This window comes from Chelatococcus sp. KU-N122, assembly GCF_055391085.1.
Genome location: NZ_AP043981.1, coordinates 417,841 through 435,252 on the forward strand (window position 1 = coordinate 417,841; position 17,412 = coordinate 435,252).

The 17,412-nt window shown below is 69.4% G+C and carries 17 protein-coding genes; 3 read left to right on the top strand and 14 right to left on the bottom strand.

What is annotated here, in order from left to right:
- Positions 1-22: 22 nt before the first annotated feature.
- The 14 genes from ACZ5PO_RS01900 to ACZ5PO_RS01965 form a co-directional block, all read right to left on the bottom strand.
- On the bottom strand, positions 23-448 hold the full coding sequence (locus tag ACZ5PO_RS01900) for a hypothetical protein (protein ID WP_464189696.1): 426 nt from the start codon (positions 446-448) through the stop codon (positions 23-25).
- Positions 435-692, bottom strand: a complete 258-nt coding sequence (locus tag ACZ5PO_RS01905) for a type II toxin-antitoxin system Phd/YefM family antitoxin (RefSeq protein ID WP_464189698.1) — start codon at positions 690-692, stop codon at positions 435-437. Before ACZ5PO_RS01905 ends, ACZ5PO_RS01900 begins: the two co-directional genes overlap by 14 nt.
- 78 nt (positions 693-770) lie before the next feature.
- A complete protein-coding gene (locus ACZ5PO_RS01910) occupies positions 771-1,595 on the bottom strand; it encodes a metal ABC transporter permease (protein WP_464196614.1) in 825 nt (274 codons plus the stop codon).
- A 67-nt stretch (positions 1,596-1,662) separates the two neighbouring features.
- The gene (aztA, locus tag ACZ5PO_RS01915) at positions 1,663-2,481 is read right to left on the bottom strand and encodes a zinc ABC transporter ATP-binding protein AztA (RefSeq protein WP_464189700.1); all 819 of its coding nucleotides are present in this window, start codon (positions 2,479-2,481) and stop codon (positions 1,663-1,665) included.
- On the bottom strand, positions 2,478-2,639 hold the full coding sequence (locus ACZ5PO_RS01920) for a hypothetical protein (protein ID WP_464189702.1): 162 nt from the start codon (positions 2,637-2,639) through the stop codon (positions 2,478-2,480). Before ACZ5PO_RS01920 ends, aztA begins: the two co-directional genes overlap by 4 nt.
- 62 nt (positions 2,640-2,701) lie before the next feature.
- Positions 2,702-4,285: an OpgD/OpgG family glucan biosynthesis protein gene (locus ACZ5PO_RS01925; RefSeq protein WP_464189703.1), complete on the bottom strand. Its 1,584-nt coding sequence runs from the start codon at positions 4,283-4,285 to the stop codon at positions 2,702-2,704.
- A 450-nt stretch (positions 4,286-4,735) separates the two neighbouring features.
- A complete protein-coding gene (locus ACZ5PO_RS01930) occupies positions 4,736-6,031 on the bottom strand; it encodes a tellurite resistance TerB family protein (RefSeq protein WP_464189705.1) in 1,296 nt (431 codons plus the stop codon).
- Positions 6,032-6,261: 230 nt separating this feature from the next.
- On the bottom strand, positions 6,262-7,236 hold the full coding sequence (gene egtD / locus ACZ5PO_RS01935; protein ID WP_464189707.1) for an L-histidine N(alpha)-methyltransferase: 975 nt from the start codon (positions 7,234-7,236) through the stop codon (positions 6,262-6,264).
- Positions 7,233-8,504: an ergothioneine biosynthesis protein EgtB gene (gene egtB / locus ACZ5PO_RS01940; protein WP_464189709.1), complete on the bottom strand. Its 1,272-nt coding sequence runs from the start codon at positions 8,502-8,504 to the stop codon at positions 7,233-7,235. The genes egtD and egtB overlap by 4 nt, the downstream gene beginning before the upstream one ends.
- A 422-nt stretch (positions 8,505-8,926) precedes the next feature.
- Positions 8,927-12,055, bottom strand: coding sequence for an efflux RND transporter permease subunit (locus ACZ5PO_RS01945; RefSeq protein ID WP_464189711.1), 3,129 nt, complete (start codon positions 12,053-12,055; stop codon positions 8,927-8,929).
- The gene (locus tag ACZ5PO_RS01950) at positions 12,055-13,134 is read right to left on the bottom strand and encodes an efflux RND transporter periplasmic adaptor subunit (protein WP_464189713.1); all 1,080 of its coding nucleotides are present in this window, start codon (positions 13,132-13,134) and stop codon (positions 12,055-12,057) included. The genes ACZ5PO_RS01945 and ACZ5PO_RS01950 overlap by 1 nt, the downstream gene beginning before the upstream one ends.
- Positions 13,135-13,474: 340 nt before the next feature.
- Positions 13,475-13,630 carry a DUF3309 family protein gene (locus ACZ5PO_RS01955; protein ID WP_464189715.1) on the bottom strand — a complete coding sequence of 52 codons (156 nt, stop codon included), beginning with the start codon at positions 13,628-13,630 and terminating at the stop codon, positions 13,475-13,477.
- Positions 13,631-13,842: 212 nt separating this feature from the next.
- Complete coding sequence (locus ACZ5PO_RS01960; RefSeq protein ID WP_464189717.1) at positions 13,843-14,601, bottom strand: sulfite exporter TauE/SafE family protein; 759 nt, start codon at positions 14,599-14,601, stop codon at positions 13,843-13,845.
- A gap of 138 nt (positions 14,602-14,739) precedes the next feature.
- Positions 14,740-15,006 (bottom strand): hypothetical protein, encoded by a 267-nt coding sequence (locus ACZ5PO_RS01965; protein ID WP_464189720.1) that lies wholly within the window; start codon positions 15,004-15,006, stop codon positions 14,740-14,742.
- 255 nt (positions 15,007-15,261) lie between these two features.
- On the opposite strand from ACZ5PO_RS01965, the gene ACZ5PO_RS01970 reads away from it, so the two are divergent.
- The 3 genes from ACZ5PO_RS01970 (at position 15,262) to ACZ5PO_RS01980 (ending at position 17,363) form a co-directional block, all read left to right on the top strand.
- A complete protein-coding gene (locus ACZ5PO_RS01970; RefSeq protein ID WP_464189722.1) occupies positions 15,262-16,161 on the top strand; it encodes a DUF2092 domain-containing protein in 900 nt (299 codons plus the stop codon).
- A 10-nt stretch (positions 16,162-16,171) separates the two neighbouring features.
- Positions 16,172-16,636 carry a hypothetical protein gene (locus tag ACZ5PO_RS01975; protein ID WP_464189724.1) on the top strand — a complete coding sequence of 155 codons (465 nt, stop codon included), beginning with the start codon at positions 16,172-16,174 and terminating at the stop codon, positions 16,634-16,636.
- 61 nt (positions 16,637-16,697) lie between these two features.
- Positions 16,698-17,363 carry a glutathione S-transferase family protein gene (locus ACZ5PO_RS01980; protein WP_464189726.1) on the top strand — a complete coding sequence of 222 codons (666 nt, stop codon included), beginning with the start codon at positions 16,698-16,700 and terminating at the stop codon, positions 17,361-17,363.
- Positions 17,364-17,412 lie beyond the last annotated feature (49 nt).

Genomic DNA, 17,412 nt, shown 5'->3' on the forward strand with positions numbered 1-17,412 from the left:
GGGTACATGATGGGCCCCAGCTTCAATCGATACGATCAACGCGGGCCTGCCTTGTCTGGAACAGGGGAGTGGCGGCGGTCGCAACCTGCATCATGAAAGACCGGCTGAACCGCCCCAGCACGGGCTCGTTGGGGTCGACGTAGAAGGAGCGCTCCAAGACGTCATGGTTGTACTCGCTCACCGTGATCCAGGCTCGCTGCAGCTCGTTCAATCCCGCCCGACGGCACTCGATCGCGGGCACCTCGATGGCAGCCTGGTCGGCGCCGGGTGGGCGACTCGATATGGCAAAGAGGGCGAGATGGGTAAGATCGTCAGCCGCGCGGAGGGCGACGACCACACAGACCGGGCGGCCCTTCCGCCCCTCCCTCTCGCCGCGCTCGTTCTGCCAGCGCCATAGGTAGGGATAGCGAACGACGGAGCCCGGGCGCCAGTCATCATTCGTCACCATAGCCCTCGCCTTTGGCGAGGCGAGCAATTTCGGCCGAGAACACCTGCGCGAGCTCGACAGGCGTTTCGCCCGTGCCATAAGCCCGGCGCGGATCAGCGTCGTCCCGTAGCTTCTGGTAGTGCTCGTAGCTCATCATGACAAATCGGGGTTTGCGATGGCGCGTGATGATGACCGGCGCCCTCGCCGCGGCATCGGTGACCTCGCCGACCTGCTTGTTCAGATCATGGGTGGTGAACGCCCGCATCAATCAGTCATCCAAATATCCATAATATCCATGTTTTCCATCTAACATGCCATTTGGCAAGCCCAAGCGGCGCATCGCTTACGCCTCCAGATGCCGCTGCGGCAGCAGGCCGTGTAACAGCCCACCGGCCGGGCCGAGCACCAGCGAGACGAGGTAGAGCACGCCCGCGGCGAGGATGATGGAAGGCCCCGCCGGCAGCCCGAAGTGGAACGACAGCACCAGGCCGGCCCAGCCGGCAACCAGAGCGAATACCACCGAGAGCATGATCATGGCCGTCACGTCCTCGGCCCAGAACCGGGCCGTGGCCGCCGGCAGGATCATCATGCCGATGGCCAGCAGCGTGCCGAGCGCGTGGAAGCCGGCGACGAGATTGAGCACCAGGAGGCTCAGGAACGCCAGGTGCGTCGGCGCGCCGAGCCGACTCACCGAGCGCAGGAAGCCCGGATCGACGCATTCCATCACCAGCGGCCGATAGAGCACCGACAGCGTGACCAGGGTGATGCTGGCGACGCCGCCGAGCAGCAGCAGCGTCGCGTCGTCGAGGGCCAGCACCGAGCCGAACAGCACGTGCAGCAGATCGATGTTGGAGCCCTTGAGCGACACGATGGTCACCCCGAGCGCCAGGGACAGCAGGTAGAACGAGGCCAGCGAGGCATCCTCGCGCAAGCTCGTGGCCCGCGCCACGGCGCCGGCAAGCAATGCCACGGCGCAGCCGGCGACGAGGCCGCCGATGGTCATCGCGGGCAGGGACAGGCCGTAGAGCATGAAGCCGATGGCGGCGCCCGGCAGCACCGCGTGCGCCATGGCATCGCCGGTCAGGCTCATGCGCCGCAGCATGAGGAAGACGCCGACCGGCGCGCCGGAGAGCGCCAGCGCGACGGCGCCGACCAGCCCGCGCCGCATGAAATCGAAGTCGACGAAGGGAGCTGCGAGCCAGCTATAGAGAAGGTTCACGCGCGCCTCTATTTGCTTAGGCGGCTCGGTCGCAGGCCCGCGCATGCGGATCGCTCGCCTCGATCATCCGCCGCGCCGACAGCAGGTTCTCCGGTGTGAGCACCGTCGCCGTCCGGCCCCAGGCGATCGGCTCGCGGGCGATCAGCAGCGTCTCGGGAAACGTCTGCTCGACGGTCGCCAGATCGTGCAGGGCAGCGATGACAGTGCGCTCCTCCTGGTGCCAGCGGCGCACCAGGTCGAGCAGATCCGCCGTGGTCTTGGCATCGAGCGCATTGAACGGCTCGTCGAGCACGATCAGGGCCGCATCCTGCACCAACAGCCGCGCAAACAAGGCCCGCTGCAGCTGGCCGCCGGAGAGCTTGCCGATCGGCCGCCGCTCGAAGCCGGTAAGCCCGACCGCCGCGATCGCCTCTTCGACCCGCCCGGCCTCCTTGCGGCCGATGCGCCCGAAGACGCCGACCCGGTGCCAAAGGCCCATGGCGACCAGATCGTAGACGCTGATCGGAAAACTGCGGTCGAGGTCGGTCAGCTGCGGAAGGTAGGCGATGCGCTCGCCCGGCCGGCCGACACGGATGTGGCCGCCCAGCGGCTTGATGAGGCCGGCGACCGATTTGAGCAGGGTGGATTTGCCGGCGCCGTTGGGACCGACGATCGCCGTCAGGCTGCCGCTGGCGATCGCCCCGTCGAGGTGATGCACCGCGGGATGCCGGTCGTAACCCAGGGTCACATCGTCGAAGCGAATAGCGGCCAAAGGCCGGGCAGCTATGGGCCCGTCCGATGCCACGGCCTGCGCCGACGAGGCGAGGACCGACGATGCCGCGCGCTCTGCGCTCATGCCGAGGCTCCGATGACGGCGGCGATGGCCGCCCACAGGGCGAGGAGCAGCACCACGGCCACGACGGCCCGATCCGCCACCGCCGCCCGCAGCAATGACGGCCTCGCCCCCTGGGCGCGGCGGGCAGCATGGGCGTGAACGTGCGCAGACTGGACCATCGCCCAGTATGTAATGTTCTACTGTTGCATTTGTCCAGGGGTGGAGCGCGCCGCCAGCTGCGTCAGAACGGCAGGTACTGGTAGAGCCAGGTCTCCGTCAGCACCTGGTCGCCGAGCTTCAGGTAGCAGCGCATGTCGACCGGGTCGTTGCCGCTGACCGTCAGGTCGAACTGCGCGCGCCAGTGGCCGGGCACGTTGTTGGGCACCGCCTCGGTGAAGACGTAGGAGAAAGTGCCGCGCGAGGCGGACAGCACCACCTCGGGCTTGGCGCCGAACGGCAGGTTCTTGAGCGGGCCGCCGAGGAACTCGACCATGAACTTGCGCACGCCCTTGGGGCGCGGCTGCCCGGGCACGCCGCCGTTGCCCAGACGCGTCGCGACACAGCGGGCGAGATCGCTCGGGAAGGGCTCGTCGGCAACCCAGTGGAGGCGGTAGCGCAGCGCATAGTTGCGGCCCGCAGTGGCGGGCTCGGCCGGTACCCACATGGCGACGATGTTGTCGTGGATCTCGTCGTCGGTCGGGATCTCGATCAGTTGGACGGAGCCCTTGCCCCACTGGCCCACCGGCTCCACCCAGGCGCTCGGCCGCTTCTCGTAGAAGACGCCGTCCTGGAAGTGATCACCGTTGCGATCGCGCTGCATCAGGCCGAAGCCGCGCGGATCCATGTCCTGGAAGGCCGAGGCGCTGATGCGCGGTGGATCGTTGAGCGGCCGCCAGATGCGCTCGCCGCTGCCGGTCCACATGGCGAGACCGTCGGAATCATGCACCTCCGGCCGCCAGTCGACGGCGGTCGGCTTCACCGTCTCGGAGAACCAGAACATCGAGGTGAGCGGCGCCAGACCGAAGCGGATCACCGGCTTGCGCACGGTGAGCGCGGCCTCGATGTCCATCACCACCGCCTTGTCGCGGGTCATGATGAACTTGTAGGCGCCGACGACGGAAGGGCCTTCGAGCAGGGCGTAGACGGTGACCGAGGGGCCGTTGTCCTTGGGGGTCTCGAAATAGACCTCGGTGAAGTCCGGAAACTCCTCCGGCGCCTCCGCCACCGTGACGTTGACGGCGACGCCGCGTGCCGACAGGCCGTACTGGTAGAGTTCGCCGATGGCCCGGAAATAGGATGCGCCGAGGAAAGCGACCCAATCGTTCTTCTGCCAGGGCTTGGCCGCCTGGTCGCCCAGCCGGCTTTCCTGGAAGCGGAAGCCGGCGAAACCGGCGTTCTCCTTGAGGCGCCGGGCGGGCGAGTCGGCGGGCATGTCGAAGTAGCGCGGCTCGTAGACGATCTCGCGCGCCTTGCCGTCGGCCACCACGCGCATGCGCACCGGCTTCTGGAACCACTGGCCGAGATGGAAGAAGGTGACAGGAAACTGGCCGGGCCCGTCCGCGAACAGCGCGTAGTCCGGATTGAACTTGATCTTGCCGTGCGCGTCGTAGTCGATCTGGTTCAGCACCGCCGGGTCCGGCGACGGCGCCGGCCGATAGGGCTGGGTCGCCATGGTGCGCACGCGCGCCTTGAGGGCTTCGAAGGAGAAATCGACGGGATTGCCGAGCTTGAGATCGGACGCCGCCAGCGCCTCAGGTGCAAACCCCGTGCTGGCCATGGCTGCGGTCGCGGCCGAGGCGGCCAGAAACAAACGGCGGTCCATCATGTCGGCGTGGCTCTCCTCAACAGGTTCGGCCGGCGGACGTAGGTACCTCCGCCCCACCTGTCAATGCATGTCCTGCCGCGCGCGCTCGTCCGCCACGCGTTGGCCCGGCAGATCGCCCGCCGGCCAATCGGACGCACACAGCCCGCGGCCGAAGGCGCGAGGAAGGCTGCGACCACGACCGTAAGCTCTTGTTCTGAAGCCATAAAGAAAGTCGAATCGTGCCGCCCCTCCCCCACCACGTCGTGGAGAAGGAGCGGCCTCGACTTGCAGGCCCGGGCGCAGCGGCGGGGCTGTGGCGAGCCCGCCCCAGCTGCCGCGGCGCCGCGAGGCGCAGAGCATTTCGCAATTGGATGAGATCATCCAATTGCATCGACATGCTCAGAAGCTTTGGAAGCTGGAGCGCTTCTCCGCGATTGGGTGTTTCCACCCAATCGCGAAGCGCTCCAGGGCTCAGGCCCGGGTGCTTTGGGCGGCCGCGTCCAGGTGAGCGACCAGGGAATCGTCCAGACCGAGCGCCTGCTTGAGGTTGTTCAAGAAGGCCGCATTGGCGGGCGAGTCCGGGTCGATGGTGATGCGCGCCGCCTCGTAGATCTGCGCGGCCTGCTCCGGCGACGAGGCCGCGTTGGCGAGATCCTGCACCGACGGCGGATTGGAGAAAGCCTGATCCAGGTACGACGCTGCGGCCGGATTGAAGCCCGCCTGCTGGAGGGTGCCGGCGATCTTGGCGCGCTCTGCCGGATCGACCGAGCCGTCGGCGGCGGCAGCGGCGATCATCGCGTTGATGAGGACAGTGGCGTCGTCGTGCGTCAGATCCTTGGGCTCGAAACCCGAGCCGGGCGGCGCGATGGCCGGCGCGCTGGCCTGCGTCACCTGGGGCTGGGCCCCGCCCTGCCAGTTCTTCATGGCCTTGTAGGTCAGGCCCCCGATCAGCGCGGCGCCGCCGAGCTGGGCCGCATTGCTGCTGAGGGTGTGGGTCGCCTTGGTGACCATCAGGCCTGCGAGCCCCGCCAGGATCGCGGCGCCCTGCGGCGTCTGGGCGAAGGAGATGGCGTTCTGCAGGATGCCGCCGGTCTGCGGACCGGCAACCTTGCTCAGGCTGTCGCCGATGGTCGCGCCGGGGTTGGACCCCGGCTGGTCGGACGCGCCGCTCTGCGTGGCGCCGCCCAGGAGCTGGCCGAGGAGACCGCCAAGGCCGCCCGCTGCCGCGCCGCCGGCCAATGCGCCACCCAGGCCGCTGCCGCCCTGTCCGCCCTGACCACCGAGAATCTGGCCGAGCAGGCCGCCGAGGCCGCCGGCCGAGGGATCGGAGCCGGGGCTGCCAGCCGGTGCGGCCGCGCTGCCGGTCGAGGGAGCGCCGGCCGCGCCGCCCTGGGCGCCGCCCAGGATCTGGCTGAGCAGGCCGCCGAGGCCGCCCGCGGCGGCCGCGCCGCCCGCACCACCCTGGCCGCCGCCGAGCACCTGCCCGAGCAGGTCACCGAGGCTGCCGCCCGGCTGCCCGCCGGTGCCCGCGCCTGCCCCCGCGCCGGCGCCTTGACCGCCGGCCAGGACCTGGCTGAGGAGGCCGCCCAGACCGGGCTGCTGGCCGGGCTGCGCCGCCTGGCCGTTGGTCAGGCCGCCGAGCGCTTGATTCAGCATGTCGGCGAGGCCGCCCTGGGCGGCCGGGGCCTGTTGCTGGGACGATTGGGGCTGGCCGCCCATGGCGCCGGCACCGACCATCGCGTCCAGAATCTGCTTGGCGTCGAACATTGCACTGTCTCCATCCACGACCGGTGACTTGGGCCCTTCGATCGCCCGCGTATAGGCTAGAACGGACGCACCAATGTGACAACGCAGCGACGGCCGCCGCGCGGTCCGCCGGAGCGCTTCCAGTCGATCGGCTGAGCCCTACCCTCTCGAGGAGAAGCGCTCCAGATTCAAAAAGGTGGAGCATGCCCATCCGATCGGATGACTCCATCCGATCGGGACATGCTCTAGCCTCAGGCCTTGGCCAGGACGTGCACCGAGAACAGCTGCCTGGCATCGGTCCAGACGGCCCGGCTCGTCCAGCCGGCTTGGCCGGCCAGCGCCCGGAAGCCGTCCGGAGTGTACTTGTAGCTGTTCTCGGTGTGAATGGTCTCGCCCCGGCCGAAGCGCAGCCGCACGCCCGCCACCTGCACGTCCTGGGCGCTCAGGCTCGCCAGGTGCATCTCGATGCGGCTGGCTTCGACGTTGAAGAAGGCCTTATGGGCAAAGGCCCCGAGCTCGAAGTCGGCGCCGAGCTCACGGTTGGCACGCGCCAGGACGTTGAGATTGAAGGCGGCGGTGACCCCCTCGCGGTCGTCGTAGGCGGCGTTGAGGATCGCCGTGTCCTTCACCAGGTCGACGCCGACGATCATCGATGCGCCCGGCCCCAGGATGGATCCCGCATGGGCCAGGAACACGGCCGCGTCGGCCGGCTCGAAATTGCCGATCGTCGAGCCCGGGAAGAAGCCGACCAGGGGGCGGCCGGCAAGGGCCGCGGGCAGCGCGAACGGCTGGGTGAAGTCGGCCGCGACCGGCGCGATCCGCAGCGCCGGGTAGTCGGCCTGCAGCGCCTCGGCGCTGCTGTGCAGAAAGCCGTCGGATATGTCGACCGGCACGTAGGCGTGGAGCCCCGGCAACCGATCGAGCAGCAGCCGCACCTTGGTGCTCGAGCCGCTGCCGAACTCCACCAGCGCGGCGCCGTCGGGCACAAGGGCGGCGATGTCGCCCGCCCGCTCCCGCAGGATGCGGATCTCGGTGCGGGTGGGATAGTATTCGTCGAGGGCCGTGATCCGCTCGAACAGCTCGGATCCGGCCTCGTCGTAGAAATACTTGGGGGAGATCTGTTTGGGGCTCTGGGACAGACCCTGCACCAGGTCGAGGGCGAAGGGATTGTTGGCGAAAGGCGGCGCCACGCGCTGCGCGATCTCGAAGCGGGGGACGACCGTCACGCGTTGACCTCCTTGGCGGCGCCACCATCCCGCCCAGGGGCGGTGCGGACGTAGTCGGCGAGGCGCAAGCCTGTGAACTGCCAGCGATGGTGGGGATAGAAGAAGTTGCGGTAGGTCAGCCGCTCGTGGCCGGACGGTGTCGCCACCGACGAGCCGCGCAGCACCAGCTGGTTGACCATGAACTTGCCGTTGTATTCGCCGAGCGCTCCCGGCGCCGGCCGGTAGCCCGGATAGGCGCCGTAGGCGCTGCGGGTCCACTGCCAGACGATGCCGAAGGCATCCGGCAAGCCGCCGGCCGCCGCCACCTCCCATTCCTGTTCGGTCGGCAGGTCCTTGCCGGCGAACCGCGCATAGGCGTCCGCCTCGTAATAGCTGACGTGGCAGACCGCCGCCGCCGGATCGACCGGCTGCATGCCCGCCAGCGTCATCTGGAACCAGCGGCCGTCGACCTGGCGCCAATAGCCGGGCGCCTCCCAGCCCTCGCGCTGGACCGTCGCCCAGCCGTCGGAGAGCCACAGCAGCGGGTCGCTGTAGCCCCCCTCCGCCATGAAGGCGAGCCACTCGCGGTTGGTGACCAGCGGGCCGATCGTGACCGCATGGACGAGCACCTGGTGGTTGGGGGCCTCGTTGTCGAACGAGAAGCCCTGCCCCTCGTGGCCGATGCGGTAGATGCCGCCGGGCACCGACGTGGCATCGCCGCCGGTGGGTGACGGCAGGCGCCAGCCGGCGGCGTAGACCGGATCGGTCGGGTTGTGGGCAAAGCCGTGCAGGATGTCGGTCAGCATCAGCTCCTGATGCTGCTGCTCGTGGTTGAGCCCGATCTCGACGAGCGGCGCGATCGCCTCGAGCGTGGCCTCGTCCGCCTCCGCGATGAGGTTCGCCATGGCGGCATCGACGTGGGCCCGGTAGTGCCCGACCTCGGCCACCGTCGGACGGGTGATGAGGCCGCGCCGCGGTCGCTCGTGCCGAGGCCCGGCGCTGACGTAGTAGGAGTTGAACAGGAAGGCGAAGCGCTCATCGAACGGCTTGTAGCCGGCCGCGTGCGGCACCAGCAGGAACTGCTCGAAGAACCACGTGGTGTGAGCCCGGTGCCATTTGGCGGGGCTGGCGTCCGCCATGGACTGGATCAGTTGGTCCTCGTCCGACAGCGGCGCGACGCGGCGCTCGGTTTCATCCCGGACGGCTGCGTAGGCAGCGCGTGCCCATTCCCGCAGATTGCCGCTCCGGCGCGTCGGCGAGACCGCCGTCAGAGTGGACGCAGCTGGCATCGGGTTCTCCCTTGCTCGCGGAAGCCAACGAATCACACGATACCGTGCGGGAGAATCGATCCGGCCCATGACGCGACAGTGAATCTGGCGTCACGACCATCGTCCGCCCCCAGCCTAGGTGCCGTTTGTTCCGTTTATGTTCCGTCTGACACGTTTACCATAAGTAGGCCGCCCGTCGCCCACGGCAAGAGGCGGCATAGGATGCATTCCTCCGCATGAGGCCTGCCGCGTCGTATGCATTCTCCGGGCTCGGAGCCGCCCAGCTCTCGACGCTCGGGCCGAGCCCAACCACACCCGGCGCTCATGCGCTTTGCCATCGGCTGGAGGCGACCGACGCCGAAGCACTTCAATAACGATTTGAATATGAATGCCTTTTCCGACCGGCGCGGCGGCTCGGCTGCGGCCGCCCCGGCACGGAGCGCCTATTCCGCCGGCGCGCTCGCGGCCGAGGCGGCAGCCGGCTGGCCGGCGGCACCTGCCCGCCTGGCCCGCCGCCAGGCGCCGGCGCGGGCCATGGCCATCAGCGCCGCCGGCGTCACCACCAGCGTCAGGATGGTGGCGAAGCCGAGCCCGAAAACGATGGCGGTCGAGAGGTTCACCCACCATTGCGTCGAGGGCGCGCCGTAGTCGATCGTGCGCTTGACGAAGTCGAGATTGATGCCGAAGGCGATGGCCAGCACGCCCAGCACCGCGGTGACGGCGGTCAGCACCACCGGCCGCGCGCGCTCGCGGCACGTCTCCAGGATCGCCTCGCGCGCCGCCGAGCCCTCGCGCACCAGCCGGTCGTAGGTGTCGATCAGCACGATGTTGTTGTTCACGATGACGCCGGCGTTGGCGATGATGCCGATGCCGGTCATCACCACGCCGAACGGCTGGCCCATGACCATGAGCCCGATCAGCACACCGATGGTGGACAGCACCACCGCCGAGAGCGTCAGCAAGACGCTGCTGAACTTGTTGAACTGCGCCAGCAGGATGGCGAAGATCAGGAACAGCGCGGCGCCGAAGGCCTTGGCGAGGAAGGCGCCCGCCTTCTGGCGCTCCTCGTCCTCGCCCTTGAGCTTGAAGGTGACGCCCGGCAGCTCGAGCCGCCGCAGCGCCTCGGTCACCTCCTGCTGCACCACGGCCGTCTGCACGCCGCCGGCGACATTGGCGGTGACGTTGACCACCCGTTGGGCGTTGACGCGATTGATCAGGCTGACGCGGTCGATCGGCTTGCGGGCGACGAAGTTGGCGATCGGCACCGCGCCCACCGGCGTCTGCAGCAGCAGCGCGTCGAGCGTGTCGAGGCTACGCATCGCCGCCGGGAATCGCACGAGGATGTCGACCGACTTGTCCGTGTCGATCGGCCGGTACTCCGCCACCTTGAGCCCGTTGGTGACGAGCTGGACGGTGGTGCCGACGCCGAGGGGGCTGGCGCCGTACTTCGCCGCCTCCGCCTTGTCGACGTCGATCTTCCAGTCGATGCCCGGCAGCGGCAGGCCGTCGTCCACGTCGCGGGTGTCGGCGCGGGCCCGCAGCAGCTCCGCGGTCTTGCGCGCCGCGGGGAAGAGCTGGGCACTGTCGATGCCGCTGAGCTGGATGGCGATCGGCTTGCCGGTGGCCGGCCCGGCGTTGGGCTTGGTCACCTCGATGATGACGCCCGGAATGTCCTGCGTGCGCTCGCGGATGTCGGTCATGATCTGCGAGGCGCGCCGGCGCTGGCGCCAGTCGACGAAGGAGAACTGGATGGTGCCGACGGTATCCTCGGTGACGTCGCTCGAGCCGCGCTCGCCCTCGCCCGAGCGGGCGTAGACGGTCTCGATCTCGCCCATGCCGAGCAGGCGGTCCTCGACCTGGCGGACGATGCGGTCCTTTTCCGTCATGGAAAGATTGCCGCGCGCCCGCACCTGCACCAGGCCGTAGTCGGGCTCGACGTCGGGAAAGAACTCCACCCCGTGGCCGAAGCGGCCGTAGGCCTGCATGACGCCGACGAGCAGCAGCACGGCGAGGCCGAGCGTGGCGAGGGGGTGGGCGATGGCGAGCCGGACCGTGCGCATATATAAGCCGTCGTCGCGCACGCGCTCGTCGTGCGGCGCGGCCGACGCCCGGCCGAGCAGCGCGCCCAGCGTCGGGGTGAAGAACAGCGCCACGACCAGCGACGCCGACAGCGTCGCGATCAGCGTCAGCGGCATGTACTTCATGAACTGGCCGACGACGCCGGGCCAGAACAGCAGCGGCGAGAAGGCGGCGATGCGGGTCAGCGTCGCCGAGATCACCGGCCCGGCCATGCGCTTGGCCGCCAGCGCATAAGCGGCCTTGGGCGCCATCCCCTCCGCCATGCGCCGCTCGGCGAATTCCGAGACGATGATGGCATCGTCGACCAGCATGCCGACCGCCAGGATGAGCGAGAACAGCACGACGATGTTGATGGTGAGGCCGGCCATCTGCAGGCCGAGGATGCCGGCCAGGAACGAGGCGGGGATGGCGATGCCGATGAACATCGAGGCGCGGCCGCCGAGCACCACCAGCATGATGATGACGACCAGCAGCACTGCCGTGACGACGCTGTTCTGCAGCTCGTGCAGCATGGCGCGGATGTTCTTCGACTTGTCCTGGGTAAAGCTCACCTGCACGTTGGCCGGCCAGCTGCGCTGGAGCTCGGCAACGGCCTTCTTGGTGGCGTCGACGGTGTCGATGAGGTTGGCGCCGCTGCGCTTCTTGACCTCGACGGTGATCGCCGGCTTGCCGTTGATGCGCGTGATCGAGGTGGCGTCGCGGAAGGTGGGCAGCACCTCGGCCACCTCGCCCAGGGTGACGGTGGCGGCGCCGGACGAGGCCACCGGCAGCTTCAGCACATCCTGCGGCTCCTCGATCAGCGCCGGCACCTTGACCGCGAAGCGCCCGGTGCTGCTCTCGATGGCGCCGGCCGCCACGAGGCTGTTGCTGGCCGAGACGGTGTTGACGAAATCGTTGAGCGAGATGCCGTAGCTCTTGAGCAGCATCGGCTCGACGATGATCTCGACCGCCTCGTCGCGGGCGCCGCGCAGCTCGGCCGACAGCACGCCCGGCGCCTGCTCGATGACGGTCTTGGCCTGGCGGGCGAGCCGCAGCAGCGTCCGCTCCGGCACGTCGCCGCCGAGGCCGACGACCAGCACCGGGAACAGCGAGAGGTTGACCTCCATGACGATCGGCTGGTCGGCATCGCGCGGCAGGTCCTTGCGGGCCTGGTCGACCTTGGCCCGCACGTCGGCCAGCGCCGCGTTGGAATCGAAGCCGGCCTCGAACTCCACCAGCACGTAGCCGCCGCCCTCGTAGGAGGCGCTGCGCATCTCCTTGATGTTGGCGACCGACTTCAGCTGCGTTTCGAGCGGCCGCAGGATCAGCCGTTCGGAATCCTCCGGGCTGATGCCGCGCTGGAGCACGTTGACGTAGATGATCGGCACACGCACGTCCGGCTCCGCCTCCTTGGGGATCGAGACGTAGGCGGTGAGGCCGGCCACCAGCAGGAACAGCAGGGTGGCGATGGTGAGCCGGGCGTGGTTGATCGCATAGTCGACGGGATTGGCCATCAGGTCAGCGGCGCGCCAGCCGCCACCGGCTCGACGACCTCGCCCTCCTTCACGAAATCCTGGCCGCGGACGATGACCTTGCTGGCGCCCGGCACGCCGGCGACCCAGATGTCGGCCGGCGTGTCCTCCACCACCTCGATGGGCAGGAAGGAGACCTTGTTGCCGTCCTGCACGGTCCGCACGCCGAGCCGCCCCTCGGCCGAGAAGGTCAGGGCCGAGCGCGGCACCGCCACGGCGGGCACCTTGGCAAGCCACAGCGCGGCCTCGCACGTCACCCCGTCGGGCACGACGCCCTTGCTCTTGTAGAGCTCGATCTCGACCCGGTAGGTGCGCGTGCCCTTGCTGGCGGTGGGCGAGATGAAGCGGATCCGGCCCTTGCCGCTGGCGCCGGTGACCAGCTTGACGCGCGCTTCGTCGCCGACGGTGATGCCGCCGAGCTGCCGCTCGGACACCTCGACGACGGCGAGCATCGGGTTGAGCGACACCATCTCGGCCAGGGTGGCGTTGAGCGCCAGGGCCTGCCCGACCTGGACCGGCACGTCGCTGACCACGCCGGTGATGGGGGCGAGCACCTCGTTCTTGCCCTGCTCCGCCTCGGCCAGCGCCAGGCTCGCGGTGGCGGCCTTCAGCTCGGCCTCGAGCTGCGGCTTGTTGAGGGCGGCGTAGGCGCCGCTCTCGATCAGCTTCAGCTTCGCCTCGAGCTCGATACGGCGTTGGGCGAGCTTCGCCCGGGCCTGGTCGACCGCCGCCGAGCGGCCCTCGTCCAGCAGCACCGCGATGACGTCCCCGGTCTTCACCTCGGAGCCGCGCTTCACCCTGAGCTCCTTGATGATGCCGGCGACGCGGGCGACGGCCGTGCCGCGCTTGTCCGCCTCGGTGCGGCCGGACACGGTGACCTTGCGGGCCCGCTCCTCCTCCGTCACCGTCATCACCGCGACCTTGAAGCGCGGCCGCGCCTCGGCCGCCGCCGGCGCCCCGGCGTCCGCCACCTTGTGCGGCTCACGCGTCAGCATGCCGGATGCAATCCAGCCGACGGCCGCAAGGACGATGACGACCGCCACGACGCGGCTCGCTTTCATGGCACCAGCCCCTCGGTCGGGTTCGGCCAGCAGCGGCTCGCGGCAGCCGCCCGCTTGGCATTGACCCGATATTCGTTAAGCGCGCCGCCCCGCGTGAGGCGAATGCCAGATTCGCCGTGCGGGCGCACGCATCCCCATCCGTGACAACCTGGGCGATTTCACGATCACGAACAGCGGCGCGGTCGACCGCGCGCCCTTGCCCCCGACGCGTCTCGACGCCCACGTCACGTGTTGCCGTGTGGCAGGATTGAACGGACCGCACAAACGAAATCACCCGGGCTCGCGCCCGGGTGATCGACCATCGTCGGGTGGGCGGCGCAGCCGCAGCCTTGCGGCCCCGCTACAGCTGGCCGAGGAGCAGGAGGATCAGCACGACGACGAGCACGGCGCCAAGCACGCCCGAGGGGCCATAGCCCCAGTTCGCGCTGTAAGGCCACCGCGGCACAGCGCCGACCAGAAGCAAAATAATGATGATGAGAAGGACTGTTCCAAGCACGGCCTGTCCCTTTGTTCGGTTAGCCTTGGCAGCTCTCGGTGTGAACACGGCCCGTTGCCGATGGGTCGCCCGAACAACGTGATGCGGCAGCGAAAGTTCCTGATCCTGCTTAGGGCGGGATGATTTTTCTTCGAATCATCACCCCGCGCTAAGTCTTTGTTCTGAGCATGATCTTGTCCAAAAAAACGGTGTCCACTTTTTGGGATCATGCTCTAGCGCAGCCGATAGAACAGGATCGCCGTCATCGCGACGTTCAGCAGCGTGATGCCGAAGCGAAGGTGGCGCTGGTCGAGCCGCCGCGCCAGGCGGGCGCCGGCGTAGCCGCCGACGATGGCTGCGCCCAGCATGATCAGTGTCTGCGGCCAGTGGACGATGCCGGCGGCGCTGAAGCAGACGACGGCGATGGCGTTGGTGGCGGCGACCAGCAGCGTGCGCGCCGCGCTCATCGCCTTGATATCCTCGTGCCCGAGCAGGCTCCAGACCGCCATCATCATGATGCCGACGGCGCCGCCGAAATAGCCGCCGTAGATGCCGAGGACGAATTGCGCCCCGAGCAGCGTGGCCGGGCCGATGCGCACGACGCGCCGCAGGGCGCGTCCCGCCCGGGCGCCGAAGGCGAAGGCCACCGTGCCGATGAGCAGCAGCCACGGCACGATGCCGTCGAAGGCGCGCTGCGGCGTCAGCAGCAGAAGCAGCGCGCCGACGAGGCCGCCGGCCAGGCTCACGCCGAGCACGGGGCCGAACGAGACGCCGTCGAACGGGCGGAAGTCCTCACGGTAGCCGTAGGCGCTGGCGAGCGCGCCGGGAAACAGCGCCACGGTGCTCGACGCGTTGGCGCCGACGGAGGGCACGCCGGCGAGCACCAGCGCCGGCAGGGTGACGAACGAGCCGCCGCCGGCCGCGGCGTTCATGGCGCCGGCGAGCAAGCCCGCGCCGGCCAGCAGCGCTGCGATCGAAAGGTCAAGATCCATGCCCGCTTCTGCTGCGCCGGCACCGCCGTCGCAATGCGTAAGGCGTCAACCGAGCCTTCGCAGCAGGCGAACGCCGTGAGCGCGTGGACCACATCGATCCGCCCCGCTGATCACATCGGAACGGAACGTCTCCGAAGCTCAGTCCGGCCCGCCGACGCCGCCCGGCAGCACGTCGTTGCCGAAGAGGTCGTCGCTGCCGGCCATGCCGCCGTCGACCGGCGACTGTCCCTCGCTCTCACGTACGTATTCCGACCCGTCGTCCTCGTCGTCGCCCTCGTCGCCGAGGTCGAGCCAGTTCTGGCCAGGGGGAGGAGCATCGTGCCCGCCGCCCCGCCGCGTCTGCTGGGCTTCCACCGAGACCGTCAGAGCGGCGACCAGCAGGGTCCCCAGCACCATCGCGCGCATATCCGCTCCTCGCTCGTCCGGCCGCTCGTCGGCCAAGCCTCACTCCGGCGCTTCGTAGCATCGGCCGGCGGAGCGAACAACGCCGCCGGCCGCGTCCGTCGCGCCGGCGCAACGGCGTTGCACGCGCCGCCGGAATGCGCCTCCGGCCCCTTAGCCATGGCGGCCGGAAGCCCACCTGTGGTATGGCCGGCGCCGTTGCCGCCGTGGGGTGCGTGGCGCCGGACGGACAACGGGCAAAGGGAGGCCAGCGGTTCCATGACGTCAACGTTCGTCGCCGAGCGACTTCGCCTGCTTGCGCCGCTCCTGGGCGCGCTATGCCTCACCACCACCGCCATGGCGCAGACTGCGGCCACGCCGGCTCCAGCCCCAGCCCAGCCCGCTGCCCCGCCCCAAGTGCCGGCCAGCCAAGTGCCGGCCAGCCAAGCGCCAGCCAGCCAAGCGCCGGCCAGCCAGGCTCCGGCGACCGCGGCTGCTGCGCCCGCCGAGGCGCCCAAGCCGGTCATCGACCAGAAGGCCCTCGATCTGGTCAAGGCGATGAGCGACAAGCTCGCCGCCGCCAAGACGTTGAGCGTCAGCGCGCGGGGCATGCGCGAGGTGCTCTCGACGCAGAACAACATGCTGACCTTCTTCAGCACGACGCGAGTCGAGGTGCAGCGCCCCAACCGGCTGAACGCGGTCGTCGACACCGACGGCCAGCGCATGCGCTTCGTCTACGACGGCAAGACGCTCAACGTCGTCGACACGACGACGAACCTGTTCAGCAAGCTCGACGCGCCCGCGACCCTGGACGAGACGCTCCAGGCGGCCGGCAAGCAGGGCATCCACTTCGCGCTGGCCGACTTCCTCTACAGCGACCCCTACAAGGTGCTGACCGACGGGCTGACCACCGCCTACGAGGTGCAGACCAGCCAGCTGCACAATGCCAAGGTCAAGCATCTGGCCTTCGCCGGCAAGGGCGTCGAATGGCAGATCTGGATCGACACGGAGACGCAGCTGCCGCACCTGCTGGCGGTGACCTACACCGATACCGAGCGCAATCCGCACTTCCTGGTCGAGCTCAGGAACTGGGAGCTGAACAAGGAGCTTCCGGCCAAGACCTTCGAGTTCGCGCCGGCCGCCGATGCCGCCCAGATCGAATTCCTGCCTGCGCAATAAGGAGATCCCCATGCGTCGCTACATCCTTGCTGCGCTTTCGGCGCTCTCCCTGATGGCGGTCGCCAGCCCGGCCTCGGCCTGGATCGCCGCCCACGGCGGCGGCTTCTGGCGCGGCCCCGCCGGCGGCATCCACGCCTGGCACGGCGGCTATGCAGCCGGCGGCGGTTATTGGCACGGCGGCGGATGCTGCTGGGGTGGCCCCGGCTGGGGCGGGGTTGCCGCCGCCGGCGCCGTCGGCCTCGCTGCCGGCGCCGCGATCGGTGCCGCCGCGGCGGTCCCGCCACCGCCCGTCGTCGTCGCTCCGGCGCCGGTGGCCGTGGCAGCGCCCGCCGGCTCGACCTACTATGCTCTGCCCGGCCCCTGCGACTCCGCCACGGTGAACGGCGCCCGCTACTACAATTGCTCGGGCACCTACTACCGTCCCTACAGCTACGGCGGCCGCACCGTCTACCAGGTGGTGCCGCCGCCGTTCTGAGCAGGCCCGGAAACGCCAAATCGGTCAGGGGGCGGGCGTCATCGCCGCGCGGGAGAAGCGCATGCTCGTCGTCCACCACCTGGAGAATTCGCGCTCGCAGCGGGTGCTGTGGCTGCTCGAGGAGCTCGGCCTTCCCTACGAGGTCAAGCGCTACGCCCGCGACGCATCCATGCGGGCGCCGGCTGCCCTGAAGGCCATCCATCCGCTCGGCAAATCGCCGATCGTGACCGATGGCGACCAGGTCGTCGCCGAATCCGGCGCCATCATCGAATACCTGCTCGATCGCTACGGCGGCGGCCGACTGCGGCCGCCACCGGGCACGCCGGAGCACCGGCGCTACACCTACTGGCTCCACTTCGCCGAAGGCTCGGCCATGCCGCCGCTGCTGCTCAAGCTGGTGCTCAGCCGCCTGCCGACGGCGGCGCCGGCGCTGCTGCGGCCGTTGCTGCAGATCGTCGCCGACAAGGCGATCGCCCGCGCCGTGGAGCCGCAGCTGGCCGACCAGCGGGCGTTCATGGAGGCCGAGCTCGGCCGCAGCCCATGGTTTGCCGGCGCCGACATGACCGCAGCCGATATCCAGATGAGCTTTCCCGTGGAAGCTCTCGCGGCCCGCGGCGGCCTCGACGGGCGCTACGCCAACCTGAGCGGCTTCCTCGAGCGCATCCACGCGCGAGACGCTTACAAGCGGGCGCTGGAGCGCGGCGGCCCCTACGCGCTGCTGCGCTGAGCCTGGAGCGCTTCGCGCCAGGGTGGAGACACCCAAGCGCAAGAGAAGC